Annotated in this window: 29 protein-coding genes and 1 riboswitch; of the genes, 18 read left to right on the forward strand and 11 right to left on the reverse strand. The window is 57.4% G+C overall.

The features are described from left to right. Nucleotides 1-45: 45 nt before the first annotated feature. Nucleotides 46-1,761 carry an ABC transporter ATP-binding protein/permease gene (locus RHM56_RS01890; RefSeq protein WP_322241668.1) on the forward strand — a complete coding sequence of 572 codons (1,716 nt, stop codon included), beginning with the start codon at nt 46-48 and terminating at the stop codon, nt 1,759-1,761. A 41-nt stretch (nt 1,762-1,802) separates the two neighbouring features. Here RHM56_RS01890 and RHM56_RS01895 read toward each other — a convergent pair whose 3' ends face one another. Continuing rightward, a complete protein-coding gene (locus RHM56_RS01895; protein WP_322238006.1) occupies nt 1,803-2,216 on the reverse strand; it encodes a hypothetical protein in 414 nt (137 codons plus the stop codon). Between the two features lie 189 nt (nt 2,217-2,405). Between RHM56_RS01895 and RHM56_RS01900 the strand changes: the two genes are divergently transcribed. The 3 genes from RHM56_RS01900 (at nt 2,406) to RHM56_RS01910 (ending at nt 3,906) form a co-directional block, all read left to right on the forward strand. Then, nucleotides 2,406-2,900, forward strand: a complete 495-nt coding sequence (locus tag RHM56_RS01900; RefSeq protein WP_322238008.1) for a hypothetical protein — start codon at nt 2,406-2,408, stop codon at nt 2,898-2,900. Between the two features lie 51 nt (nt 2,901-2,951). After that, the gene (locus RHM56_RS01905) at nt 2,952-3,239 is read left to right on the forward strand and encodes a PA4642 family protein (RefSeq protein ID WP_322238010.1); all 288 of its coding nucleotides are present in this window, start codon (nt 2,952-2,954) and stop codon (nt 3,237-3,239) included. Between the two features lie 214 nt (nt 3,240-3,453). Then, nucleotides 3,454-3,906, forward strand: a complete 453-nt coding sequence (locus RHM56_RS01910; protein WP_322238012.1) for a hypothetical protein — start codon at nt 3,454-3,456, stop codon at nt 3,904-3,906. Nucleotides 3,907-3,982: 76 nt separating this feature from the next. On the opposite strand, the gene mqo is transcribed toward RHM56_RS01910, so the two are convergent. After that, nucleotides 3,983-5,491, reverse strand: coding sequence for a malate dehydrogenase (quinone) (mqo, locus tag RHM56_RS01915; RefSeq protein ID WP_322238014.1), 1,509 nt, complete (start codon nt 5,489-5,491; stop codon nt 3,983-3,985). Between the two features lie 704 nt (nt 5,492-6,195). After that, a complete protein-coding gene (locus RHM56_RS01920; protein WP_322238016.1) occupies nt 6,196-6,429 on the reverse strand; it encodes a hypothetical protein in 234 nt (77 codons plus the stop codon). A 158-nt stretch (nt 6,430-6,587) separates the two neighbouring features. Between RHM56_RS01920 and RHM56_RS01925 the strand changes: the two genes are divergently transcribed. Next, nucleotides 6,588-7,172, forward strand: coding sequence for a YajG family lipoprotein (locus RHM56_RS01925; RefSeq protein ID WP_322238018.1), 585 nt, complete (start codon nt 6,588-6,590; stop codon nt 7,170-7,172). Nucleotides 7,173-7,232: 60 nt separating this feature from the next. On the opposite strand, the gene RHM56_RS01930 is transcribed toward RHM56_RS01925, so the two are convergent. Then, nucleotides 7,233-7,439 carry a hypothetical protein gene (locus RHM56_RS01930; protein WP_019408559.1) on the reverse strand — a complete coding sequence of 69 codons (207 nt, stop codon included), beginning with the start codon at nt 7,437-7,439 and terminating at the stop codon, nt 7,233-7,235. 113 nt (nt 7,440-7,552) lie between these two features. After that, on the reverse strand, nt 7,553-8,719 hold the full coding sequence (locus RHM56_RS01935) for a 1-acyl-sn-glycerol-3-phosphate acyltransferase (protein WP_322238020.1): 1,167 nt from the start codon (nt 8,717-8,719) through the stop codon (nt 7,553-7,555). A gap of 103 nt (nt 8,720-8,822) precedes the next feature. On the opposite strand from RHM56_RS01935, the gene RHM56_RS01940 reads away from it, so the two are divergent. From RHM56_RS01940 to RHM56_RS01955, 4 genes are read left to right on the forward strand one after another with little or no spacing between them, the layout of a single operon-like run. Further along, nucleotides 8,823-9,005 carry a CPXCG motif-containing cysteine-rich protein gene (locus RHM56_RS01940; protein WP_322238022.1) on the forward strand — a complete coding sequence of 61 codons (183 nt, stop codon included), beginning with the start codon at nt 8,823-8,825 and terminating at the stop codon, nt 9,003-9,005. A 12-nt stretch (nt 9,006-9,017) separates the two neighbouring features. Beyond that, nucleotides 9,018-9,278 carry a putative signal transducing protein gene (locus RHM56_RS01945; RefSeq protein WP_322238024.1) on the forward strand — a complete coding sequence of 87 codons (261 nt, stop codon included), beginning with the start codon at nt 9,018-9,020 and terminating at the stop codon, nt 9,276-9,278. A gap of 48 nt (nt 9,279-9,326) precedes the next feature. Next, the gene (locus RHM56_RS01950; protein ID WP_322238026.1) at nt 9,327-9,953 is read left to right on the forward strand and encodes an SOS response-associated peptidase; all 627 of its coding nucleotides are present in this window, start codon (nt 9,327-9,329) and stop codon (nt 9,951-9,953) included. Between the two features lie 34 nt (nt 9,954-9,987). Then, nucleotides 9,988-10,806 carry a M48 family metallopeptidase gene (locus RHM56_RS01955; protein ID WP_322241670.1) on the forward strand — a complete coding sequence of 273 codons (819 nt, stop codon included), beginning with the start codon at nt 9,988-9,990 and terminating at the stop codon, nt 10,804-10,806. An 86-nt stretch (nt 10,807-10,892) separates the two neighbouring features. On the opposite strand, the gene RHM56_RS01960 is transcribed toward RHM56_RS01955, so the two are convergent. The 3 genes from RHM56_RS01960 to RHM56_RS01970 form a co-directional block, all read right to left on the reverse strand. Continuing rightward, complete coding sequence (locus RHM56_RS01960; RefSeq protein ID WP_322241671.1) at nt 10,893-11,477, reverse strand: TMEM165/GDT1 family protein; 585 nt, start codon at nt 11,475-11,477, stop codon at nt 10,893-10,895. A gap of 92 nt (nt 11,478-11,569) precedes the next feature. After that, a riboswitch (yybP-ykoY riboswitch) is annotated at nt 11,570-11,689 on the reverse strand. Between the two features lie 50 nt (nt 11,690-11,739). Continuing rightward, nucleotides 11,740-12,738, reverse strand: a complete 999-nt coding sequence (locus RHM56_RS01965; protein WP_322238028.1) for a class I SAM-dependent methyltransferase — start codon at nt 12,736-12,738, stop codon at nt 11,740-11,742. Nucleotides 12,739-12,768: 30 nt separating this feature from the next. Then, on the reverse strand, nt 12,769-13,734 hold the full coding sequence (locus RHM56_RS01970) for a 2-hydroxyacid dehydrogenase (protein WP_322238030.1): 966 nt from the start codon (nt 13,732-13,734) through the stop codon (nt 12,769-12,771). A gap of 80 nt (nt 13,735-13,814) precedes the next feature. Between RHM56_RS01970 and RHM56_RS01975 the strand changes: the two genes are divergently transcribed. The 4 genes from RHM56_RS01975 to RHM56_RS01990 all read left to right on the forward strand — a co-directional run bounded on the left by RHM56_RS01975 (nt 13,815) and on the right by RHM56_RS01990 (nt 17,878). Next, nucleotides 13,815-14,444: a LysE family translocator gene (locus tag RHM56_RS01975; RefSeq protein ID WP_322238032.1), complete on the forward strand. Its 630-nt coding sequence runs from the start codon at nt 13,815-13,817 to the stop codon at nt 14,442-14,444. 168 nt (nt 14,445-14,612) lie between these two features. Further along, on the forward strand, nt 14,613-16,379 hold the full coding sequence (locus RHM56_RS01980) for a DUF1302 domain-containing protein (RefSeq protein WP_322238035.1): 1,767 nt from the start codon (nt 14,613-14,615) through the stop codon (nt 16,377-16,379). A gap of 31 nt (nt 16,380-16,410) precedes the next feature. Next, nucleotides 16,411-17,052 carry an MBL fold metallo-hydrolase gene (locus RHM56_RS01985; protein ID WP_322238037.1) on the forward strand — a complete coding sequence of 214 codons (642 nt, stop codon included), beginning with the start codon at nt 16,411-16,413 and terminating at the stop codon, nt 17,050-17,052. A 103-nt stretch (nt 17,053-17,155) separates the two neighbouring features. Continuing rightward, nucleotides 17,156-17,878: an OmpA family protein gene (locus tag RHM56_RS01990; protein ID WP_322238039.1), complete on the forward strand. Its 723-nt coding sequence runs from the start codon at nt 17,156-17,158 to the stop codon at nt 17,876-17,878. A 106-nt stretch (nt 17,879-17,984) separates the two neighbouring features. Here RHM56_RS01990 and RHM56_RS01995 read toward each other — a convergent pair whose 3' ends face one another. Then, nucleotides 17,985-18,419, reverse strand: a complete 435-nt coding sequence (locus tag RHM56_RS01995; protein ID WP_322238041.1) for a YhcB family protein — start codon at nt 18,417-18,419, stop codon at nt 17,985-17,987. Nucleotides 18,420-18,558: 139 nt separating this feature from the next. Here RHM56_RS01995 and RHM56_RS02000 point away from each other — a divergent pair, with 139 nt between their 5' ends. From RHM56_RS02000 to zapE, 3 genes are all read left to right on the forward strand, one after another. Further along, nucleotides 18,559-19,194 carry an alpha/beta hydrolase gene (locus tag RHM56_RS02000; RefSeq protein ID WP_322238043.1) on the forward strand — a complete coding sequence of 212 codons (636 nt, stop codon included), beginning with the start codon at nt 18,559-18,561 and terminating at the stop codon, nt 19,192-19,194. A gap of 24 nt (nt 19,195-19,218) precedes the next feature. After that, nucleotides 19,219-20,574 carry a tryptophan--tRNA ligase gene (locus RHM56_RS02005; RefSeq protein WP_322238045.1) on the forward strand — a complete coding sequence of 452 codons (1,356 nt, stop codon included), beginning with the start codon at nt 19,219-19,221 and terminating at the stop codon, nt 20,572-20,574. A gap of 91 nt (nt 20,575-20,665) precedes the next feature. Next, the gene (gene zapE / locus RHM56_RS02010; RefSeq protein WP_322238047.1) at nt 20,666-21,760 is read left to right on the forward strand and encodes a cell division protein ZapE; all 1,095 of its coding nucleotides are present in this window, start codon (nt 20,666-20,668) and stop codon (nt 21,758-21,760) included. A gap of 86 nt (nt 21,761-21,846) precedes the next feature. Here zapE and RHM56_RS02015 read toward each other — a convergent pair whose 3' ends face one another. Together RHM56_RS02015 and RHM56_RS02020 are read right to left on the reverse strand one after the other, a co-directional pair. Continuing rightward, on the reverse strand, nt 21,847-22,743 hold the full coding sequence (locus RHM56_RS02015; protein WP_322241673.1) for a GlxA family transcriptional regulator: 897 nt from the start codon (nt 22,741-22,743) through the stop codon (nt 21,847-21,849). A 292-nt stretch (nt 22,744-23,035) separates the two neighbouring features. Beyond that, nucleotides 23,036-24,076 carry an NADP(H)-dependent aldo-keto reductase gene (locus tag RHM56_RS02020; protein ID WP_322238049.1) on the reverse strand — a complete coding sequence of 347 codons (1,041 nt, stop codon included), beginning with the start codon at nt 24,074-24,076 and terminating at the stop codon, nt 23,036-23,038. Nucleotides 24,077-24,322: 246 nt separating this feature from the next. Between RHM56_RS02020 and rplM the strand changes: the two genes are divergently transcribed. Further along, nucleotides 24,323-24,751, forward strand: a complete 429-nt coding sequence (gene rplM / locus RHM56_RS02025; RefSeq protein ID WP_019408582.1) for a 50S ribosomal protein L13 — start codon at nt 24,323-24,325, stop codon at nt 24,749-24,751. 14 nt (nt 24,752-24,765) lie between these two features. Beyond that, on the forward strand, nt 24,766-25,158 hold the full coding sequence (rpsI, locus tag RHM56_RS02030) for a 30S ribosomal protein S9 (RefSeq protein ID WP_002555064.1): 393 nt from the start codon (nt 24,766-24,768) through the stop codon (nt 25,156-25,158). Nucleotides 25,159-25,234 lie beyond the last annotated feature (76 nt).

A 25,234-nucleotide genomic window follows, 5' to 3' on the forward strand; every position in this document is an offset into this window, starting at 1 on the left:
CTGATCGGCTCGCAGGTTGCTCTTTCCTCCTACCGAGCCTGAATGATGAATCAGAACGCTGAGCCTTCTGTTGTGAATGATGCTGTGCGCGCAGATTTTATCCCGCGTGTCTGGGGGTTGATAACACCTTACTGGCGCAGTGAAGAGCGGGCCAAAGCCTGGCTGCTATTGATCGCAGTGATTGCCTTGTCGCTGGTCAGCGTGGGGATTTCGGTGTGGATCAACCATTGGTACAAAGATTTCTATAACGCTCTGGAGAAAAAGGACAGCGCGGCCTTCTGGAGCCTGATCGGTTACTTCGGACTCATTGCGGCGGCGGGCATTGTGGGGGCGGTGTACCGGCTGTACTTGACCCAGATGCTGACCATTCGCTGGCGTCGCTGGCTCACCGAGCAACACTTCGCCCGCTGGCTGGCGCATAAAAACTACTACCAGTTGGAGCAGGGCGGTTACACCGATAACCCTGACCAACGTATCAGCGAAGACATCAACTCGTTCACTGACAACACCCTGACCCTCGGCCTGGGCCTGATTCGTAACGTGGTCAGTCTGGTCTCGTTCTCGGTCATATTGTGGGGCGTTTCCGGCAGTATCGAAGTATTCGGCCTCACCATCCCCGGCTATATGTTCTGGTGTGCGCTGCTGTATGCCGCCGTGGGCAGTTGGCTGGCGCATTTGATCGGTCGACGTTTGATTGGCCTGAGCAACCAACAACAACGGTTCGAAGCCGATCTGCGTTTCTCAATGGTGCGGGTCCGTGAAAACGCCGAAAGCATCGCCTTGTACAACGGCGAACCGAATGAACATGAGCGCCTGAGCACCCGTTTCAACAGGGTGTGGCAAAACTTCTGGACGCAAATGAAGGTGACGAAGCGCCTGACCTTTTTCACGGCCGGCTATTCGCAAATTGCCATTATTTTTCCGTTTGTCGTGGCTGCGCCGCGCTACTTCGCGGGCAAGATCGAGTTGGGAGAGCTGATGCAAATCAACTCGGCCTTCGGCAATGTGCAAGAGAACTTCAGCTGGTTTATCGACGCCTACGTCACCTTGGCCTCATGGCGCGCGACCTGTGATCGTCTGCTGAGCTTTCGTCAGGCGATGAGCGATAACGAACAGCGCCAACCGGCGATTGATGTTCAGGCCCAAGGCGATGCGTTGAAGCTCAATAACCTGAGCCTGGATCTGGCAGATGGCCGCGCTTTGTTGCAGGGGGCCAACTTGCAAGTGGCCGCGGGTGATCGAGTGATGCTACGCGGGCGTTCCGGCAGCGGCAAAAGTACCTTGCTGCGGGCGATGGGTGGACTGTGGCCGCAAGGGGGCGGGGCGATTCGCTTGCCTCAGGAGCGTGCACTTTTTTTGCCGCAAAAACCCTATTTGCCAATAGGCAGCTTGCGTGATGCGCTGAGTTATCCACAGGTCAGTGATACCTACACCTCTGAGCGCTATCAAGAAGTGCTGCGCACCTGTCGGCTGGAGCATTTGATTCCCAAACTCGACGAGGTCAATCACTGGCAGCGCGTGCTGTCGGGTGGTGAGCAGCAACGCTTGGCTTTTGCCCGTGCGCTGTTGTATCGCCCACAGTGGTTGTACATGGACGAGGCGACGTCAGCGATGGATGAAGAAGATGAGGCGATGCTGTATCAGGCGCTGATTGATCAATTGCCGGGGTTGAGTATTGTCAGCGTGGGGCATCGCAGCAGTCTGGCGCGCTTCCATCCACGGCATGTGCGGATTGACGCGGGCCAGTTGGAGGCTCAGTAGCAAGACGCTGCAGTCAAATTGCGTGACTTGCCTGGGGCAGGTTAGTCAACCAGCTTGAGTTCCAGGGTTTTTGAGGTTTTGGGGGCTGCCGGGCTGACGACGTAATAGATGTCCACGCTCAGATAATTCTCGGGATCGAACAGCGCCATGGCGATTTCCCAGGTCGCTTTTTTGGCCTTTGCTTCTGCCTCGGTGAGGGCGTGGGTGAATGTCCTGTTTTTCGTTTTACTGCCGTCATCGCTAATGAATTTCAGGTGTTGATTCAGTGCCTGACCGGCGGCCATTTGCGGGTAGCTGATGCTGATGGTCACGAACGTGTCGCCACCCTTGCAGTGAACGGCGTGGTCGATCAGAAAGGGTGCAACAGGCGCTGGCAAGGTGCCTGTGTTTGATTGATGCGTGCTCTGGCTGAGGTCTTTTTCAGTGATCTGGCGTGCTTGAGGCCTGTTGGGCATGATCGATTCCCGTCGAGGTGGACGTAATTCCTGAACAGTTGGGCAGGTGAGCGTCTATGCGTAAAGCAAGACCTGCATTTATTCATGTTTACGGACGTTGCACAGCCTGTCAGAAATGACAGTAGTGACGACCGGTCTGCTTGGCACAGGCACATGCTAGAGTGCCGCTCTAGCCTTCCGGAGCCGGTCATGAGTCGCTTATTTCGCTGTGTTGCGCCCTTTTTACTGTTAGCGAGTTTGCCCTTGGCAGCTGCACCAGCCGTTACCTCGCCTTTGCATGCGCAATTCTTGCCTGCCGATGACTTGCAGTTGCGTGCCGAAAAACCCGAGCAGCAGCAATTGATGATGGTGACCACGTACTCGGTGGTGGTGGGCAGTCAGCGTCAGTCCAATCAACAGCCGATCCCGGTGACGTTTCCGCTGCTGGTGCGTTTGAAAGGCAAGCCAATGAGCCAGGGAGCGACGGTGCGCGAGGTGCTGATCTCATTCGATGGCGAGAGCAAGAGCCTGAAAAAGCCTGCTTTTGACAGCCAGACCAAAACCCTGACGCTGTCGTACCCGCTGTCTCAATACCGGGTAGTGATGGATTTACTGCGCAACGACACGGTCTATTGCCAGTTTTTGACCTATGCCAATGGCCATATTTGGGCGGATCTGCACACCGGCAGCGTGCGTGCGCGCTGAGCCTTGGGTAAACTGCGGCCCTCGTGAAGTATCAGCAGGCTGGAGTCGGACATGCGTAAAGATAAGAAGCAGTTGATTGGTGATGAGATCGGCGACGAGCAGGTCAAGTTGTTCCTGGACTTTGAGCCTGTGGACGCTACTTCGCCTTCGCATCACAAACTGATCAAAGCCTATCGCGGGCTGCGTATCGACGATTTCGGTCGTTTCCTGACCTTCTTCAAAGAAGCCGGTTACGACCTGGATGGCAAAGATGAGCACGGCCAGACGTTCGTCGAGGTCATCAAAGATCAACGCAATGCCGACGAGTACATCGAACTCATTGACGCTGCACGCGGCTGAGTCAGCCTTGTAGGAGCGAGCTTGCCTCGCGATCTTTTGATCTCCTAAAAGATCGCGAGGCAAGCTCGCTCCTACCTATTCGTATAAACCCTAATACAGACACTTCTTACAGAACCTGCGCCTTTTGCGACGGGGTGCTTTTGTGTGGGCGAACCATACTCAAGCGTGCTCACAAGGATTGTGGGCAACCTTTTAATTGGAATGGAATCGAATAATGGACCGCGCAATAAGTGTTTTAAATCTACTGTTTTTGGGCCTTGGATTGGCCACGCTGGCTTCTACTGCGCTGGCGGCCGATGACGTCCTGGAGGTCGAGCTGTTTAATGCGACCGCTCAGGCCATTTCACCGGACCATGATTTTGGCTGGCTGGAGAGCCCTGAAAACAGTGGGCATGACTTTGTGATTGGCCCTCAGGCCAGTCAGGAACTGATGTATTACTTGCCCAAGTCCAGAGGAACCGACACGTTCACTTATCGCCAGGGCGAGCAGGCGTGTCATTTTGGTTTTGGCCATCTGACACCGGGCGCTGACAATCCCAATCGCTGGGCTCAGGCCAAGTCGACGGGGTCGGTGCCTGTCAGGTGTGCGGCTGAGTTGATTGCAATACCTGACGATGATGAGTTTGTGAGCAATGGCGGCACGCGGGTGCTGTTTACGATGGGTTAGAACCTGCACTCGACAAAAAGCCCCTGACCCGAACGGGCAGGGGCTTTGAGTGGCGTATCAATGCCCGAAGGCAACCTTACGCGAGCTGGGTGTCAGCTGTTTTTGGCTCGACCAGTTCCAGCAACTCGGAATTGCGGGTGCTGATTTCTCGGTACAGCTCGGCGTCAGTTTCGAGGACCTTTTCCCGCGCCGGGAAGATTTCCTTGAGCTTGGTTGCCCACTCACCAGTGGCTTTTTGCGCGAAGCAGCGCTCAATCAGGTCGAGCATGATCGAAACGGTCACCGAAGCACCTGGCGAAGCACCCAGCAAAGCGGCCAAGGAGCCGTCTTTGGCTGCAACCAGTTCGGTACCGAACTGCAACACGCCGCCTTTTTTCGGGTCTTTCTTGATGATCTGAACCCGTTGGCCTGCCACTTCCAGACGCCAGTCTTCAGCTTTGGCCTGCGGGTAGAAGCGACGCAGCGACTCAAGGCGTTGTTCCATCGACTGACGCACTTCGCTGACCAGGTATTTGGTCAGGTCCATGTTGTCGCGGGCAACGGCGAGCATTGGCCCGATGTTGCCCAGACGGATCGACATCGGCAGGTCAAGGAACGAGCCGTGCTTGAGGAACTTGGTGGTGAAGCCAGCGTAAGGTCCGAACAGCAGCGACTTTTTGCCATCAACGACACGGGTGTCCAGGTGCGGAACCGACATCGGCGGTGAGCCCACGGCCGCCTGGCTGTAAACCTTGGCCTGGTGATGCTTGACCACTTCAGGGTTGTCGCAACGCAACCATTGACCGCTGACCGGGAAGCCGCCGTAACCTTTGCTTTCTTCGATGCCCGACGCTTGCAGCAGCGGCAAAGCCGCGCCACCCGCGCCCAGGAATACGAATTTGGCATCAACATGGCGAGTGTTGCCGCTGTTGATGTCTTTAATGCTGACGGTCCAGCCGCTGCCGTTGCGCTTGAGTCCGGTGACCCTTTTGCTGTACTTGATCTGAGTGTCAGCAGCGCTGGCCAAGTGCTTGAGCAATTGCTGGGTCAAGGCGCCAAAGTTGACGTCAGTACCGTGCATGACACGGGTGGCCGAGATGTGCTGATCCGCAGGGCGACCCGGCATCATCAGAGGCATCCACTCGTTCATTTTGGCTTTGTCTTCGGTGTATTCCATGTCGGCAAACGCATGGTGCTGGCTCAGCACTTCAAAGCGTTTTTTCAGGAAGGACACACCTTTCTCGCCTTCGACATAGCTCAGATGAGGCACTGGGCTAATGAAGGATTTGCACGAACCGAAGGTCCCTTTTTGTGCCAGATAGGCCCAAAACTGTTTCGACACTTCGAACTGGGCGTTGATGTGCACCGCTTTTTTGATGTCGATCGAACCATCCGCCGCCTGCGGGGTGTAGTTCAATTCGCACAAGCCAGCGTGGCCGGTACCTGCGTTGTTCCACGGGTTGGAACTCTCTGCAGCCCCCGAGTCCATCTGCTCAACAACTTCCAGCGTCATACCAGGATCGAGTTCTTTGAGCAGCACGGCGAGGGTGGCACTCATGATGCCCGCTCCAACCAGTACTACATCGACAGCTTCGTTATGCGCCATTAACGCGTCTCCAAAATCTACGGCACCAAATTGACGGCATAGCTGTCAGGTGTACCCGGGCGTGTATCTGATAAGGCCTCAGGTCACGAATGACAAGGATCGCCATGTCCGATTCTTCGCAATTCCTTGCAACTTCAGCGGACGCCACCAACCAGGCCTTGAAGGTTCACATGAACGCATTTCAGGGCTCGGGAGGCAATTCGACTTAAGGTCAAGAGCGTCCGTTTGTGCAACCAAATCCGTAAGCGGACAGGCTTTCAGTCTCGAGCCGTGGAGCCGAGGTTGTTCCTGCTTGGTGAGGTTGTTTCAGACGCTAATGGTGCATGTTCAGACGCAAAACTTTTCATTTGCTCGCCACACTCTTGTGAAGTTGTGAAAACCCGTTTTTTTCACGCTCTCTTGAAGACGTGAACCTCAAAAAAGGGCTGTCACGTACTGGCGCCTGCGCGTAAGCATCGCAGTGGCCGAGCAAAATGACAGCTCTGGCAGATCGTGCAATGGCGGACTCAGGTAACGAACAGCAAGCTCGCCAGCTTCACATGATCTGTGTGGGCGGCTCTCTGTGGGCGGTGCGGGGGAGCTAATACAAGCGCATTAGCGATGCTGCGAAGCCCGATCAGGAGACGTCCTTATAATCGGGGGGAGATTGTAGCGAAGAAACGCGGGCAATTGATGCTGTTAAATGACTTTTATTGGTCTGCCAGTCAAAGGCCTAACAGCGGTAGCACCGCCGAACGGGACGCGCGCGCGGGGATACGGGCGCTGGCCGGTAGTACCTGGTGCAACCAGTTGAGGCGAATTTCTTCGATTTCGACCCAGTTGTCGCCGACCGGCGGTTGTTTGCATTGCTTGAACGCCTGGCAGCGCCCGGTCGAATCCAGGCGAGCGAAGCAGCGATGCGGTTGCAAAAACGAGAATAACGACCATGCACTGTTCATGGGGAGCACCTGTTGGGTCAGTAAACCGGACATTACGTGCTGGACGTGACATGCCGATGTATTGGCCATGACAGAGTGGTGACAGCAAGCGGCTATTTCCAAGGGCTGCCGCCCCGCTATACTGGCGACCTGTTTTACCCAGTCCTGGAGAGATGCGCATGTTGCAACGCCTGTTGTTCGGTTTGATCACTGTGACCAGTTTGACCCTGGTCGGCTGCGCCCACAGCCCGCAACAACTCAGCCCGCAACCCAAGCTGACCAAGCAACTCGCGCCTGTCGGCCGTGGCCAGCCGGTGGTTGTGCGCGTGGTGGATGGTCGTCCGTCACCGACCCTGGGAACCCGTGGTGGCATGTACCCTGAAACCAGCGCGATCAGCGTCAGCGGTGCTGATGTGATTCCAAAGCTGCAAGCTCAAGCCGAAGCGGCTGTGCGTTTGCTGGGCTACACGCCAACGGCTAATGCGATGAACGCACCGCAGTTGACGGTGACCTTGGCCGATCTGAAATATCAGTCGCCCAAAGACACCATGTACGTCACTGAAGCGACCATCGGCGCGACCTTCCGTTCTGATGTGAAGAACGGCGGCCGTACTTACACCGGCCGTTATGGTGCGTCGCTGGATCAGCGTTTCGGCATGGCGCCGAATCAGGAAACCAACACCAAGCTAGTTAGCGACGTGTTGAGCGACGCCCTGACACGCGTGTTTGAAGACCCGTCGGTCGGCCGTTTGCTCGGCGAGTAATGACGGATAAACCAAAAAGCCCGAACTCAGTGAGTTCGGGCTTTTTAATGTTTAAAGGGTTTAGGCCGCTTCGGCATACACCTCAAGACGGCTCACGCCAGTGAACAGATCAAGTTCTGGCAAATCGGCGTGGGTGTGGCCGCTCAGGGCGCAGTAGACCAGCCAGTGGCGGTCTTGAACGTTGAATGCCAAACCCTCGATGAGTGCCTGTTGTTCGTCGCTGGGAGCGATCAGATAGAGGCGGTCCTGGTTTTCAGCGTGCAGCATGACAAGCTCCGTGTCGGTGTCGAGGGGCCACAGAGTGGCCTCTAGACATGACGATACGGTGACAGGAAAAATTAACCGGATGAGCTGTGTGCCACCCCACCGCTGTAGCGATATTACAGAGGCAGCCCAGCCTTGATCCGGTACTGGTTGCGCACCGGCATGGCGTATTGCAGCACCAGGTACGGGCGGTGCTCGGCAGGGCAGGTGTCGAGACGGCGTTGCCATTCTTGCTGGGCCTTGGCCAATTCTTCGGCCGGGAACACCTCGGCGGCGCTTGGAACCTGCAATTGCGGGTCGACTTCGCTCCACTGTGCATAGGCCAGGTAATGCGCCGGGAACAGGCGGTAGCCGCTGAGGATGTGGCGATCCATTTCGGCAGCCAGCAATTTGCTGTCTTCGAATGCCTCGGTAATCGGCGCTGCAAAGTTAACGTGCACACGGCCTTTGTAGCCGGTGATGCCGTTGGCAATGCTGGTGTCGTCTTCGCCCGGCGCCTTGCTGTACGTGCCCGTGGTGGCGCGGATGTAAAGCTCGCGCGCCTTGGCCTGATCGCATGGGTCGTACTCGTAACTGATCGACACCGGGGTCATATTCAGCGACTTGACCACGTCGGCGAAAGGCTCGTCTTTACGGCTCATGTGAAACATTTTCAGAATGGCCGAGTCGGTGCGGTCATCGCCGTCTTTGGCGCGGCCTTCGGCTTGAGCGATCCAGATTGACTGGCCGTCGCTGCGAATCGAATGGTTGATGTACGCCGACAACAGTTGATACGCCGCCAGTTTTTCGCGGCGGCCGGTGATCGAGCGGTGCACGATAAAGCTCTTGTTCAAGCGCATCAGATCGCTGACAAAGGGCTTTTGCAGCAGGTTGTCGCCAATCGCAATACGCGGTGTCGGCAAACCCGCGTGGTACACGGCATAGTTGACGAAAGCCGGGTCCATCACGATATCGCGGTGGTTGGCCAGAAACAGATAGGCGGTGCCCGACTTCAAGTGCTCAACGCCGGTGTACGTTACGCCATCAGTGGCGTGTTCGATGGTGCGGTCGACGTAGACTTCGACTTTGTCCTGCAAGGTCGCAACGGATGTTACGCTCGCGAATTCTTTGCGCAGACGGTGCGCAATAAGGGGTTTTAACAGCCAGCCGAAAGCGCCAGCCAGGCGCGGAAAGCGAAAGTGGGTCAGGATATCTAGAAACGCCTTGTCGCTGAGCAACCGAGCCAGCACTGCTGGGACTTCGGCGTCGTTGTAAGGTCGGATGGTATCGAATTCGCCCATCATGCTCTCTTGTTGGAAACGGCTAGGGTTAGCACACAGGGCAGGACAACAATTAGCCCTGCAAATAGACCGGTGATTATACGCACAAGTCACTCTGGAGACCGCGATGCTTGAAACTGAAACGTATGATTGCCCTTATTGCGGTGAATCCGTCGAAGCTGTACTGGATTTGTCAGGAGGCGATCAGACCTACATTGAAGATTGCCCCGTGTGTTGCCGGCCCATTTTGTTCACGCTCCAGACAGACGGTGCTGAGTGGATGCTCGATGTGCAGAGCGAAAACGAGTAGCAGGTGAGCGTGATGCAACGAATCTACGAGCCAGAAAACCTGATGGAGGCCGAGCTGTTGCTGGGGATGCTGGCCAGTGAAGGGATTGAGGCCTGTTTGCAGGGGCGTGATCTGATTGGCGGGACGGGCGAGTTGCCAGCCCTGGGGCTATTGGGTTTGGCGGTGGGTAATGAACAGGCGCAACGCGCGCGTGAGTTGATCGATGCGTACAATGGCGCGTCGCCGATGGCGGGCGATGAGCCCGACAGTTTCCCCTATGTGCTGGACTGCTGAGAGCAGCGGCCTTTTTACTGCCTCTATATAGAAGAGTTGTGCTGCCCCATGTGTGGACGTTTTGCCCTGTTTCGCTGGAACCCTGCGTTTGCAGTCTTGCCAGGATTTCCGGCTGATCAAAAGGCCCAGTGGAACATTTCACCTAACGACGCCGTGTTGATCATGCGCGCCGCTGCCGAGCCCGGTCAGCGTGAGCTGGCGCGTGCACGCTGGGGGCTGACCCCGTCGTGGCTGACCGATCTGTCGAAAACCCCGGCTCACGCCCGCGCCGAAACCCTGGTCGAGCAGCCGATGTTCCGCGACGCCTTTCGCCAGCGCCGCTGCCTGATTCCGGCCAACGGCTTTTATGAATGGCGCGGCACCACGCGCAAACGCCCGTACTGGCTGACGCCGGGTGAGGGCGCTTCGCTGTTTTTCGCGGGTATCTGGGAGGCATACCCGGTTGAGGGGCATGTCTGGTTGAGCACCGCCGTCGTCACCCAGGCTGCCGCCAGTCAGCGTCGCCCGCTCATTCTGGATGAGGCCGGGCAGCACGCCTGGCTTGACCCCGAAACCCCGCTGCATGTTTTGCAGGCGCTGCTTGCCAGCCCGCAATCACCGTTGCGCGAGCGGCCATTGGCCAACCTGGTCAATGATCCAAAACTCAATGCGCCTGAGTGCCTGACGCCGGGTTGAGATACGATGCGCGCCATCTAAAGGGAGACTCATGATGGGTAAGTTAGCAGTAGTGTGCGCACTGGGCGCAGGCGTGTTGCTCAGTGGCTGCCAGGCAGTAAACACCACCAGCGGTGGCGCGGTGGGCGTTGAGCGCAAGCAGTACATGTTCAGCATGCTGTCGAGTCAGCAAGTTGACCAAATGTACGCCCAGTCGTACCAAGAGACCGTCAGCACGGCTAGCGCCAAGGGCGAGCTGGACAAGACCAGCGCCAACGCCAAGCGTTTGCAAGCCATTGCCAATCGCCTGATTGCTCAGGCACCGGTTTTTCGCCCCGATGCTGCGCAATGGAATTGGGAAGTCAATCTGATCAAGAGTGACGAACTCAACGCCAACTGCGGGCCTGGCGGCAAGATCATTTTCTACAGTGGGATCATCGACCAGCTCAAGCTCAGCGACGACGAAATCGCGGCGGTCATGGGGCATGAAATTGCTCACGCCTTGCGTGAGCATGGGCGCGAGTCCATGTCCAAGGCGTATGGCATCGAGATCGCCAAGCAGGGCGCGGGTGCGCTGTTAGGGTTGGGGCAGGACAGCCTGCAACTGGCGGACACTGTGGTCAACTACAGCCTCACGTTGCCCAACAGCCGCAGCAATGAAAACGAAGCCGACCTGATTGGCCTGGAGCTGGCGGCACGTGCGGGATACAACCCGAATGCGGCGATAACGCTGTGGCAGAAAATGGGTCAGGCCTCGCAGAGCGCGCCGCCTGAATTCATGAGCACTCACCCGGCCTCCAGCAGCCGGATTGCCTCGCTGGAAGCGGCGATTCCCAAGGTAATGCCGCTTTATCAACAGGCTCCGAAAACCTGAGTCGATCTGTCGGGGCGAGCTGCTTGCGGTCTTTTAAAGATCAAAAGATCGCGAGGCAAGCTCGCTCCTACGGGTTATGCGTTGGGCTACACCCAGCCGCTAATCACCATCGCCTTGTACACGGCCACGACGGCCAATACGAAGAACGCAGTCGCTGCCAGTCGGCGAATCAGGGTCAGTGGCAGTTTGTCTGCGGCAAAGTTACCCGCCAATACCACTGGCACGTTGGCAATCAGCATGCCCACGGTGGTGCCGATAATCACCAGCCACAGGTCCGGATACTGCGCAGCCAGCATCACGGTAGCGACTTGGGTCTTGTCGCCAATTTCGGCAATGAAGAATGTGATCAGTGTGGTGACGAAAGGACCGTACTTGCGTGCAGTGCTGGCTTCGTCGTCGTCCATTTTGTCCGGAACCAGGGTCCACAGCGCGGTGGCGGTAAAGCTCGCGGCGAGGATCCAGTGCAGCATCACGTCGGTGAAGAAGGTACTGAACCAGGCGCCCACAGCACCCGCTGCCGCATGGTTGGCGAGGGTCGCGACCACGATGCCGGCGATGATCGGCCAGGGTTTGCGAAAGCGAGCTGCCAGAATGAGTGCGAGCAGTTGCGTCTTGTCGCCGATTTCGGCCAAGGCAACGATTGCGGTAGGAACGAGTAAGGAGTCGAGCATCATCAGGTAATTTTCCAGGGGCGGGTCGACACGGCTATGACACGTACAGCCTCCCCGCCCCGGGTAAGGTGTTCGTGTCATAGGTCTTGTCAAACCCTGGTCCGTCTGTGCGGACGCCTGGGTCGCATGCACCATGGTCTGTTGACCAAGTATGTTGACGCATGCCGGATGAGCTTGAGGCTCAAGGGAGACTACTCCCCTAGGACGGAGCGGATTCTGCCTAGGCAAATCCGATCCGGCAAGCCCTGTTTTTCAAATCGTGTTAACGACGCTTGGCGCTGTAGATCCGAAAACCTTGCCCTTCAGCCTTGACGGCGCAGTGCCCGAATTGCTCTTCGATCAGCGGTTGATAACGCAGGAAACTATTGGCGACAAGGCGGAGTTCGCCACCTGTTTTCAGATGTTTGACTGCTTTTTTCAGCAATTTTTCGGTGGCGTGATAATCGGTATGAACGCCGACATGGAACGGCGGGTTGCTCAAAATGGTGTTCAAACCCATCGGTGCGGCGTCGATTCCGTCGCCGGTAATGACCTCCGCTTCCAGACCGTTGGCAGCCAGTGTCAGGCGACTGCTGGCGGTGGCAAACGCATCGACGTCGAGCAAGGTGACGTTGTTATGCGGGTAACGGCGTTTGACGGCTGCCCCGAGAACGCCCGCGCCACAGCCGAAATCCAGCACGTGACCGCTGGGCAGTTTGTCCAGGTGATCAAGCAGCAAGGCGCTGCCGCGATCCAGGCGGCCGTGGCTGAAAACGCCTGGCAGGCTGACCACTTTCAGCGGGCCTTCGGCCAGATCCAGCTCATAGTGCTGCGCCAGTTGTTCAAGCACTGGCGCGGCCGGGGCGTTTTCGACGGTGACTTGCCACAGCTGGCAATGCCGCGCGCTGTCGAGCTTGCGCGGCTTGCCGAACGGGATGAGTTGTTTGGACGCGCCTTCGATGCCGCCTTTCTTTTCACCGACCAAAAATACATCGGCGCCGGGCAAGCGAGCGGCCACAGCCTTGAGCACGTAATCGCTCAGCTCCTTGGACTTGGGCAGAAACACCACAGCGGTGTCGAAGGCCCGCTCCGGGATTTCGACACCGAAATGCACGCGCCCGGCAAAGCGGGCGTCAAGCGCGGCTTGATCGCCTGCGTGCCAGCACCAGCCGTGTGCGTTCGGCAGCTCGCTGAGCAATTCATCAGCCGGCAAGCCGACTAACAGTAGCGAGCCTTGAAAGTAGTCAGGCTGACGAAGCAGTACTTCACTGCGCGGATCCATAATCTGCTCCTCAAAAAGGGGCGCAGTCTATCAACTGACGACCCGCAGCGCTGTACCGTTGAAGAACGCTTGGGCGTTTTGCGTGAGTTGACCGACGATTCGCTGCCGCGCCTCGCGGCTGCCCCAGGCGCTGTGCGGGGTGATGATCAGGCGTGGAATGTCTGCGGCCAGCAGCGGGTTGCCGTCGCGTGGCGGCTCTACACTCAGCACGTCGGTGGCAGCGCCGCCCAAATGACCGCTGCGCAAGGCATCGGCCAGCGCCTGTTCGTCAATCATGCCGCCGCGTGCGGTGTTCACCACAAACGCGCCGGGCTTGAGCAGCGCCAGCTCACGGGCGCCGATAAAGTTGCGGGTGTGTTCGTTGAGCGGGCAGTGAAAGGTCAGGGCGTCGACCTGCGGCAACAGTTCGTCCACAGGCAGGCGATCAGCGCGGGCCGGGCGGCCGGGAATCTGCCCGATCAATACCTTCATGCCAAAGGCTTCGGCCAGTTTGGCCACGGCGCTGCCCAGCTCACCGTGGCCAAACAGGCCAAGGGTTTTGCCTTCCAGCTCGACAATCGGGAAGTCCAGCAGGCAGAACTGTTTGGCCTGTTGCCATTGGCCATCAGCCACGGCTTTTTGATAGTCGATCAGCCGCGTGGCCAGTGCCAGCAGCAGGCTCAAGGTGTGCTGCGCCACCGAAGGCGTGCCATAGCCCTGACAGTTGGCGACGGTGATGCCTTGGGCGCGGGCGGCGTCAAGGTCGACGTTGTTGGTGCCGGTGGCGGCCACCAGAATCAGCTTGAGGTCGGGGCAGGCGGCGAGGGTTACAGCGTCGAGCAGGATTTTATTGCTGATGACGACGCTGGCGCCCTGCAAGCGTTCAATCAGGTTGTCGGGCGTGGTGTCCGAGAACAGCTGCAACTCGCTGAACAGGCTGCGCAGCGGGCTGAGGTCGAGGTCGCCCAGATCCAGGGAAGGGTGATCAAGGAACACGGCGCGGTGAGTATTCGTCATCAACTGTACCTTTTGTGCTGTCGAGTGAAGGCGTAATGTGGCGAGCCTAACAGAAGAAACAATTTGTAATGGAGCCGTGCATGTACTGGACAGAATTTTTGACCGTTGCCCTGATTCACTTGCTGGCGGTGGCCAGTCCCGGGCCGGATTTCGCCGTGGTGGTGCGTGAAAGCGTGACCCATGGTCGTCGTGCTGGCATTTTTACCGCGTTCGGCGTGGGCACGGCAATTTTCGTACATGTGGGTTATTCGTTGCTGGGTATCGGGATTATTGTGTCGCAGTCGATTGTGCTGTTTAACGCCCTCAAGTGGCTGGCGGCGGCTTACCTGCTGTACATCGGGATCAAGGCATTGCGGGCCAAGCCAGCAGACCCTGCGGCTGTTGCGGCGGCGCTGCCGGTGGGTGAGCGCACCGCACGCGGCGCCTTTACCTCGGGCTTTGTGACTAACGGGCTGAACCCCAAGGCAACGCTGTTTTTCCTGTCGCTGTTCACCGTGGTGATCAATCCGCACACGCCGCTGACGATCCAAGCGGGCTACGGCGTCTACCTCGCGGTGGCGACGGGCGTGTGGTTCTGCATGGTGGCCATGTTGTTCAGTCACCAGCGCGTACGTACCGGTTTTGCCCGCATGGGCCACTGGTTTGATCGCACCATGGGCGCGGTGCTGGTGGCGCTGGGCGTCAAGCTGGCTTTTACCGAGATGCATTGAGCGCACCACCGTCTGTAGGAGCGAGCTTGTCTCGCGATCTTTTCAACGATCAAAAGATCGCGAGGCAAGCTCGCTCCTACAGAGGTTTGGTTTACGCGTGATCTTGTCAAATTCTGGTTTTCCTTCATCCTTGCGAGCTTATTGCAGCGTGCGCACGGAGAAGTATCGATGTCCTCAGTTAACCGGTTCTGGTGCCGAGCCAAACTGCCATTGGCAGTCAGCCTCGTCTCGGCACTCGCCGGGCCCGCCTGGGGCGTGAGCTTTAACATGGGGGAAGTCGAGGGTCAGCTGGATTCCGAGCTGTCCATCGGCGCCAGTTGGTCCACCGCCAAGGCGGATCACAACTTGATTGGCGCCAACAACGGCGGCAAAGGCCAATCCGCCATCTCCGACGATGGCCGCCTGAATTTCAAGCGCGGCGAAACCTTCTCCAAAATATTTACCGGCATGCACGGCCTGGAGCTGAAATACGGCGACAGCGGTCTTTATGTGCGCGGCAAGTATTGGTACGACTTCGAACTGCAAGACGACAGCCGTCCTTTTAAACCCATCAGTGACAGCGGCCGCAAGGCTTCTGCGCAGTCAGCGGGCACGCAACTGCTGGACGCGTTCGTCTATCACAACTACGCGATCGGCGATCAGCCGGGCGCTGTGCGTTTGGGCAAGCAAGTGGTCAGTTGGGGCGAGAGTGAGTTTATCGGCGGCGGGATCAATGCAATCAACCCCACGGATGTTTCCGCTTACCGGCGGCCTGGCACTGAAATCAAAGACGGCCTGGTGCCAGTCAATCTGTTCTACGTCTCGCAAAACCTGACCGAAAACTTGTCGGCCGAGGCGTTTTACCAGCTCGATTGGGAACAGTCTGAAACCGATAACTGCGGCACGTTCTTCTCACAATCCGACGTGATTGCTGATGGTTGCAGCGGCAATTATCGAGTGATGAGCAAACGTTCTGCGCTCGATGTGGCCGATCTGGCGGCGCTGACCTCGGCGGGTGTCGATGTAAATGGCGAAGGTGTGCTGGTTCGCCGAGGGGCGGACCGTGATGCGCGCAACAGCGGGCAATTTGGCGTGGCCATGCACTATGTATTTGAACCGCTGGACACCGAGTTCGGGGCGTTCTTCATGAACTACCACAGCCGTGACCCGATCATCAGCGGTCGCGCGGCGTCGCAGTCGGTGTACAACGCCGCTGTGGGGGCGGGCAGTCTGGCGCCGATGATCGTGGCCGGCAATTCCAGCTACTACGTCGAGTACCCGGAAGATATTCGGCTGTACGGGCTGAGCTTCAAGACCACCTTATCCACAGGCACGACCTGGAAGGGTGAGCTGAGTTACCGGCCCAATGCGCCGGTGCAACTCAATAGCAACGACTTGCTGTACGCCAACGTGACATTACTGCCTGGGCTTGCCGATGCGTCACCCCTGAGCGTGACGCCGGGGGCGGATTCGCAAGGGTATCGACGCAAAGAAATCAGCCAGTTTCAGACCTCGCTGACGCATATCTTCGACAATGCCATGGGCGCGGATCGACTGACGCTGATGGGTGAAGTGGGCGTCACGCATGTGGCGGGGCTGGAAGGCAACGCTGACCTGCGCTACGGACGCGACCCGGTGTTTGGCTCGGCAGGCAATGACGGCTTTACCACCGCCACTGCCTGGGGCTATCGCGGGCGTGCGGTGTGGGAATACAACAAGGTGTTTTCGGGCCTTGACCTCAAACCCAACCTGGCTTGGTCGCATGACGTCAGCGGCTACTCGCCGGGGCCTGACAACACCTTTGAAGAAGGTCGCAAGGCGATCACGTTGGGGATTGATGCCGAATACGAAAACACCTACACCAGCAGCCTGTCGTACACCAATTTCTTTGGTGGACGCTACAACACACTCAGCGACCGCGATTTTGTGGCGCTGAGTGTGGGGCTGAAGTTTTGAGCGGTTTTAAACAGATCTGGAAGCCTGAACCATGAGCACAAAGCCCGCCCTCATTCGCGAAACCTTCCCCGTCGGACCTTTGCAGTGCAACTGCACGATCATTGGTGACCCGATCACTAAAAAAGCCATCGTGGTCGATCCGGGCGGCGATCATGAGTTGATTCTGGCGCGGCTGGAGACGCTGGGCTTGAAGGTGGTGAGCATCATCCATACGCATGCGCATCTGGATCACTTTTTAGCGTCGGGCCAGCTCAAGGAGAAAACCGGCGCTACGTTGCATTTGCACAAGGAAGACCAGTTTTTGTGGGACAACCTTGAGATGCAATGCGGCTTGTTTGGCGTGCCATATACGCCTGTGCCGCCGCCAGATCGCTGGTTGGCAGATGACGAAGAGCTGGCCTGTGGCTGTGGTGTTGCGCTGCACACGCCGGGGCATACGCCAGGATCCATGAGTTTTTGGTTTTCTGAGTCTAAGCTCTTGATTGCGGGCGATACGCTGTTTCGTCGCGGTGTAGGACGCACGGATCTGTGGGGCGGCGATCAGGCCACCATCGTGCGCTCGATCAAGCAGCGGCTTTATACGCTGGATGAAGATGCCACCGTGGTTGCCGGGCATGGCCCGGATACCCGGCTTGGCGATGAAATGCGTGAGAACCCGTTTGTTCGTGCTTAACCAAGATGTAATGGAATTTTTACCGTTGGTCGCGTTCCAACGCCCTGCAGAGGTTTATTGCCAGAGACCTTTGCCCCCAGAAAGATTGATCAGGAGTTTCACCATGTTCACCTCGCGTCGTTTGATTATTGCTGCAAGTGCGATTGCCTTGTTAGCCGGCTGCGCCTCGCCAAACCCGTATAGCAATCAAGGGCAAGGACAGGGTTCTTCGGGCATGAGTAAAACGGCCACTTACGGTGGTCTGGGGGCTTTGGCCGGTGCTGTTGCAGGTGCTGCCATCGACCATAACAACCGTGGCAAGGGCGCATTGATTGGCGCCGCTGTGGCGGGTCTGGGGGCTGCGGGCTATGGCTACTACGCGGACAAGCAAGAAGCTGCGTTGCGCGCCAGCATGGCCAACACTGGGGTTGAAGTTCAGCGCCAGGGCGACAACATTACTCTGGTAATGCCGGGCAACATTACGTTTGCGACCAGCTCGGCGAACATCGCGCCAAGCTTCTATCAGCCGCTTAACAGCCTTGCTAACTCGCTGAAGCAGTTGAATAACCAGCAGCAGATCCAAATCGTGGGTTACACCGATAGCACGGGTAGCCTCGCCTTCAACCAGCAGTTGTCGCAGCAGCGTGCGCAAAGCGTCGCGACGTATTTGACGTCTCAGGGTGTCAGCGGTCAGTACCTGTCGGTCATCGGTAAAGGCCCGGCAGATCCGATTGCCAGCAACGCCACCCTAGACGGCCGCGCTCAGAATCGCCGTGTTCAGATTACTCTGGCGCCTATCCCGGGTATGAATTACCAGCAACAAGGTCAGGTTCAGCAGTACCCGTAACGTGCCAGATGTAGCCGCAGCCTTTGGCAGCGGCTACAGCGCCAACAAAAAGCCCCGCAATCATTGCTGATTGCGGGGCTTTTTATTGAGCGCTTTGCCGGATGAATTACTTCTTCAGGCCGTAATGCTCATCGAGCATGCCGGGGGCGTTCGGGGTTTTTGGGGCGTAATCCTTTGGTGGCTCGGAGCTGTGCGGCGGGGTCAGGCGTTCGCGGTGCGGTTGTGGCGCGTCAGAGTGCAGGGCGGCCAGCAGGCGTTGGCGAGTTTGCTCGTCCAGGGCCAAATGGTTGGCGCCCTCGGCGAGGTGGTCTTGCACCTCCTGGTAGCTCTGAGTGAGTTTTTTCACCAGAGTTGCAGTGCTGTTGAAGTGGGTAACCACTTCACTTTGATAATTATCAAAACGTTCCTGGATGTCGTCCAACTGACGCTGCGTACGGCTAGGCGCGGCGTTCGGCAGCAGACGGGCAATCAGAAAACCAATAGCGACACCGGCAACCAGGGCGAGAGTCGGCAACAACCAAATCAAGAGCGAGTGTTCCACGAGTCCTTCCTCTATAAACGGCTTTGCTTTACGTTAACGGCTCGGACCTGCGCTGTATACCGCGATGCACTCGCAAATATGTCAGACAGAATCTATCAGCTAGACGTGTCGACCCACTTTGAGGTCACGGAGTTCCTTCTTGCTTACCCGCGAAACCCCCGTACTGATTGATGGCCCGGTTGGCCAATTGGAAGCTTTATACCTTGATTCTGCTGAGCCGCGCGGCCTTGCGCTGCTGTGCCATCCCAACCCGGTTCAGGGTGGGACGATGATGAATAAAGTGGTTTCGACCTTGCAGCGCACTGCGCGCGATGCTGGTCTGATTACGTTGCGATTTAATTACCGCGGCGTCGGCGAAAGTGCCGGGAGCCACGATATGGGCACCGGCGAAGTCGACGATGCGCTGGCGGCCGCCCACTGGTTGCGCGCCAAGCACCCTGAATTGCCACTGACGTTGCTCGGTTTTTCATTCGGTGGTTTTGTCGCGGCAAGCCTGGGCGGGCGACTTGAGGCGCAGGGACAAAGCCTGTCGCGGTTGTTCATGGTGGCGCCCGCCGTGATGCGTTTACGTGACGAAGACGCCCTGCCGCAGACGTGCCCGATCACGGTAGTCCAGCCCGAAACTGACGAAGTGATTGATCCGCAACTGGTCTATAACTGGTCAAAAAACCTGTCGCGCCCCCATGAGCTGCTGAAAGTGGCAGAATGCGGACACTTTTTTCACGGCAAGCTGCCTGAACTCAAAGAGTTGGTAGCGCCACGCCTTTCGAATTGATTGCAGCCTGATAAGCGATTAGCCATGACCACTCGTACTCGTATCCTCACCGGTATTACCACCACCGGTACACCGCACTTGGGTAACTACGCCGGGGCCATTCGCCCGGCAATCGTTGCCAGCCGTGACAGCAACGCCGACTCGTTTTACTTTTTGGCCGACTATCACGCCCTGATCAAATGTGATGACCCGCAGCGCATTCAGCGTTCGCGTCAGGAAATCGCGGCAACTTGGCTGGCGGCCGGTCTGGATGTTGAGCGTGTGACGTTCTATCGCCAGTCAGACATCCCGGAAATCCCGGAACTGACCTGGCTGCTGACCTGTGTGGCAGCCAAGGGCTTGCTCAACCGTGCGCATGCTTACAAGGCCTCGGTGGACAAGAACCTGGAAAACGGCGAAGACCCGGATGCGGGCATTTCCATGGGCCTGTACAGCTACCCGGTATTGATGGCGGCGGACATTTTGATGTTCAACGCGCACAAAGTGCCGGTTGGTCGTGACCAGATCCAGCACGTTGAAATGGCCCGTGACATTGGTCAGCGCTTCAACCACCTGTTCGGCAATGGCAAAGAGTTCTTCGCCATGCCTGAAGCCTTGATCGAAGAAAGCGTGGCCACCTTGCCGGGCCTTGATGGTCGCAAGATGTCGAAAAGTTACGACAACACCATTCCGTTGTTCAGCAGCGCCAAAGACATGAAAAGCGCGATTTCGCGGATCGTGACTGACTCCCGCGCGCCGGGCGAAGCCAAAGACCCGGACAATTCGCACCTGTTCACCTTGTATCAGGCGTTCTCGACGCCTGAGCAGTCCGCTGAGTTCCGCAGCGAGTTGTTGCAAGGCTTGGGCTGGGGTGAGGCCAAAGAGCGTCTGTTCAAGCTGCTGGACGCAGAGCTGGGCGAGGCCCGCGATCGTTACCATGACTTGATCTCGCGTCCCTCCGATATGGAAGACATTCTGCAGGCGGGCGCCCAAAAAGCCCGTAAAACGGCGACCCCGTTCTTGGCAGAGCTGCGTGAAGCGGTTGGCCTGCGTTCGTTCGTGGGTGCCGCGCAGACCGCTGCAACGACCAAGAAGAAAGCCGCCAAAGGCCCGCGCTTTGTCAGCTTCCGAGATGAAGACGGCAGCTTCCGTTTCCGCCTGTTGGCCGCCGATGGTGAACAACTGCTGTTGTCGCGCAGCTTCGCCGATGGCAAAACCGCAGGTCAGGTGACCAAGCAACTGCAATCTGGCGAAGCGCTGGATGTGCGTGTTGATGGCTTGAGCTTCAGCGTTTGGCTGGAGGATGCGTGCGTTGCAGACAGTCCGGTATTTGCCGATGACGCGACACGTGATGCGGCAATCGAAGCATTGCGCCTGGCACTGGTGCCCGCGCAAGACTGAAAAAGTGCGACGTTTCGTCTCAGGTTTGATTGCCATTCCTTAGGGCCGTCGCTACAGTGTCGGCCCGTTTTTGTTGCCTTGCTAACGAATTATGACGCCTCTAGAACGATACCAAGTTGATCTGAAACGCCCGGACTTCTTCCACGATGCCGCGCAGGAAAACGCTGTGCGCCATTTGCAGCGTCTGTATGACGACCTGGTTGCCGCCTCGCAGAGCAAGCCCGGTTTGCTGGGCAAGCTGTTTGGCAAAAAAGAACAGGCGCCCGTGAAAGGCTTGTACTTCTGGGGCGGTGTTGGCCGGGGCAAGACTTATCTAGTCGATACGTTCTTTGATGCGCTGCCGTTCAAGCAGAAGGTACGTACGCACTTCCACCGCTTTATGAAGCGTGTTCATGAAGAAATGCGCACGCTCCCTGGCGAAAAGAACCCGCTGACCATCATTGCCAAGCGTTTTTCTGATGAGGCGCGGGTGATTTGTTTCGACGAATTCTTTGTGTCGGACATTACGGACGCCATGATTCTCGGCACCTTGATGGAAGAGTTGTTCAAAAACGGCGTCACCCTGGTTGCAACCTCGAACATCGTGCCAGACGGTCTGTACAAGGACGGTCTGCAACGTGCGCGCTTCTTGCCGGCGATTGCGCTGATCAAGCAGAACACCGAGATCGTTAACGTCGACAGTGGCGTGGACTATCGCTTGCGCCATCTGGAACAAGCCGAGCTGTTTCACTTCCCGCTCAATGAAGCCTCAGAGGCGAGCCTGCGCGAGAGCTTTAAAGCGCTGACGCACAACTCCACCCGGGCAGTCGAGAACGATGATCTGGTCATTGAGAACCGAACCATTCGCGCGCTTCGCACCTGCGATGACGTGGCCTGGTTTGATTTCCGTGAGCTGTGTGACGGCCCGCGCAGCCAGAACGACTACATTGAGCTCGGCAAAATCTTCAACGCTGTGATCCTCAGCGGTGTTGAGCAAATGGACGTTAAAACTGACGACATCGCCCGTCGCTTTATCAACATGGTCGACGAGTTCTATGACCGTGGCGTCAAGCTGATCATTTCGGCTGAAGTAGAGCTCAAAGACCTCTACAAAGGCGGTCGTCTGAACTTCGAGTTCCAGCGGACCTTGAGCCGCTTGCTTGAGATGCAGTCCCACGAATACCTGACGCGCGCTCACAAGCCTTAGTTGAGCACTGTTGTAGGAGCGAGCTTGTCTCGCGATCTTTTAAAAGATCGCGAGACAAGCTCGCTCCTACAGACTGCCTGCCAAAATTAAGCCGCTTGCTGAAACTGCTGCCGGTACTGGTTGGGCGACAACTCAGTGTGCTGGCGAAACAGCCGTGCAAAGAAGCTGGCGTCGTCGTAGCCCACGTCATAACTGATGGTCTTGATGCTCTTGCGGGTTGCAGACAGCAAGCCCTTGGCTGTTTCTATGCGCAGCCGCTGCAAGTAGTGCAGGGGTTTATCGCCGGTGGCGATCTGGAAGCGACGCATGAAATTGCGAATGCTCATGCCATGTTCGCGGGCCACGTCTTCGAAGCGGAACTTGTCGGCGAAGTGCTCTTCGAGCCAATGCTGGATCTGCAAGATGATCACGTCTTGATGCAGCTTTTGCCCGCCGAAACCAATGCGGCCGGGTGAGTAGTTGCGCTGCACTTCATACAAAATGTCGCGGGCCACGGCCTGGGCGATATTGGCGCCGCAGAAACGCTCAATCAAATAAATGTACAGGTCGCAGGCCGAGGTCGGACCGCCAGCGCAGTACAGGTTGTCGGCGTCGGTAAGGTGTTTGTCCTGATTGAGGTGCACCTGCGGGAAGCGTTCTGCGAAGGTATTGAAAAACCGCCAGTACGTGGTGGCTTCTTTGCCATTGAGCAGCCCGGCTTCGGCCAGCCAGAACACCCCTGTGGCCTCTGCGCACAACACGGCGCCGCGAGCATGTTGCTCACGCAACCACGGCATGATTTGCGGGTAGCGCTGGCAGAGGGTGTCAAAGTCGTCCCAGAAGGCCGGAAGGATGATGATGTCAGTGTCTTCAAGGCCTCCGTCGACGGGAAGCATGACATTGCTGAAGCTGCTGACGGGCTGGCCGTCGGGGCTGACGAGTCGGGTTTCGAAGCTGGCGTTGAGCCCTTGGCCCAATTGCTTGCCGTGGCGCAGGCTGGCCAGATGAAAAAAATCCTTGGCTTGCATCAGGGTCGAGGCGAACACTCGATCGATGGCCAAAATGCTGACGCGCCGCAAGGGCGTGGAGAGTTGATTAGACATGATTTGATTATTCTTATAGGTGAAATTGGTCAACTTGCGGCTGGATCGTCTTATGTTTTTTCCTGTGTGTCTAGGGGAAATAAGCAAGCCTGTAGTCGCTGCCGAAGGCTGCGATAAGGTCCGCAGGGCCTTCAAAGAGCAGGGCCGCTGCGCTGCCCATCGCAGCCTGCGGCAGCGGCTACAAAGGTTTGCGTTAAGGCGCCGGGTTCGGCTGGTCTTTGTGAATCGCTTCAATGCCCGCAAGCACTTCATTCGAGAGTTTCAGGTCGAGGCTGGCGATGTTGCTTTTCAGTTGTTCCAGGGTGGTCGCGCCGATGATGTTGCTGGTCACGAAAGGCTGTTGGTTGACATACGCCAAGGCCATTTGCGCAGGGTCTAACCCGTGCTCACGCGCCAGTGCTACATAACGTTCGCTGGCAGCCACGGCTTGTGGGTTTGAGTAGCGCGAGAAGCGGCTGAAAAGGCTCAGGCGGCCTTTTGGCGGGCGGGCGCCGCCATCGTACTTGCCGGTCAGCATGCCGAACGCCAGGGGCGAGTAGGCGAGCAGCCCGCATTGTTCGCGAATGGCGATTTCGGCCAGGCCGACTTCAAAGCTGCGATTGAGCAGGTTGTAGGGGTTCTGGATCGAGACGGCGCGCGGCCAGCCACGGCTCTCGGCCAGTTGCAGGAACTTCATGGTTGCCCAAGGTGTTTCGTTGGACAGGCCGATGTGGCGGATTTTGCCGGCTTTGACCTGTTCGTCCAGCGCTTCGAGGGTGTCTTCCAGCGGGGTGAAGCCTTCGTCTGCGTTGTGCGTGTAACCCAGTTGACCAAAGAAATTGGTGCTGCGCTCAGGCCAGTGCAGTTGGTAAAGGTCGATCCAGTCGGTTTGCAGGCGTTTGAGGCTGGCATCCAGCGCTTGCACGATGTGGGTGCGGTTGTGCTTGAGCTGGCCGTCACGGATGTAGTCGATGCCGTTGCCCGGCCCGGCAATCTTGCTGGCCAGTATCCAGTCGGCACGGTCGCCGCGGGCCTTGAACCAGTTGCCGATGTAGCGCTCGGTGGTCGCGTAGGTTTCAGCCTTGGGCGGCACCGGGTACATTTCGGCAGTGTCGATGAAGTTGATCCCGGCGTTTTTGGCGTATTCGATTTGCTCGAAGGCTTCATCTTGGGTGTTTTGCTCACCCCAAGTCATGGTGCCGAGGGCGATTGCACTTACGTTCAGGGTGCTGCGGCCAAGCGGGCGGTAGTCCATCGGTCACTCCTTCGGGTAAAGAATCATAAAAGCAGGTTGTAATTTTTTGTGCAATCTGGATAATCGTCGACCTCTTTCTGCAGTGGAAGTGATGCGCCGCCTGCCGAAGAATCTTGCCGTTGAACGGACGCGCTGACCCGAGCCCCCGATAGCGTCTGTATCCGGCTGCCTTTGACTTGTCAAAGTACGCACTATTCAGTAAGATCCGCCGTCTAATTTACAGGGCGGCCCCTGAGGCTATAAAGAATGAAAACTTTTACTGCTAAACCAGAAACAGTAAAGCGCGACTGGTTTGTCGTCGACGCTGCTGGTCAGACCCTGGGTCGTCTGGCCACCGAGATCGCGAGCCGTCTGCGTGGCAAGCACAAGCCTGAATTCACTCCGCACGTTGACACCGGTGACTACATCGTTGTTATCAATGCTGAGCAGATTCGTGTCACTGGTGCTAAGACCTCTGACAAGATGTACTACTCTCACTCCGGTTTCCCGGGCGGGATTAAGTCGATCAACTTCGAAAAGCTGATCGCCAAAGCTCCTGAGCGCGTGATCGAGACCGCGGTTAAAGGCATGTTGCCTAAGAACCCACTGGGTCGCGACATGTACCGTAAGCTGAAAGTCTATGCGGGCGCTGCTCACCCTCATACTGCTCAGCAGCCCCAAGAACTGAAGTTTTAACGGAATAGTTCATTATGTCGGCGACTCAAAACTACGGCACTGGCCGTCGTAAGACTGCAACCGCACGCGTTTTCCTGCGTCCGGGTACTGGTAACATCTCCATCAACAACCGCTCCCTGGATAACTTCTTCGGCCGCGAAACTGCCCGCATGGTAGTTCGTCAGCCGCTGGAATTGACCGAGACTGTCGAGAAATTCGACATCTACGTCACTGTTATCGGCGGTGGTGTAAGTGGTCAAGCTGGCGCAATCCGCCACGGTATCACTCGCGCTCTGATGCAGTACGACGAAACTCTGCGTGGCGCACTGCGCAAAGCAGGCTTCGTTACTCGCGATGCTCGTGAAGTTGAACGTAAGAAAGTCGGTCTGCGTAAAGCGCGTAAGCGTCCGCAGTACTCGAAGCGTTAATTCGCAGCTTCGTTCAAAAAAGCCCAGCTCCTCACGGAGTTGGGCTTTTTTTATGGGCGCAATTTGGTCGATGTGA

The organism is Pseudomonas sp. CCC3.1, assembly GCF_034347405.1.
GTDB lineage: Bacteria > Pseudomonadota > Gammaproteobacteria > Pseudomonadales > Pseudomonadaceae > Aquipseudomonas.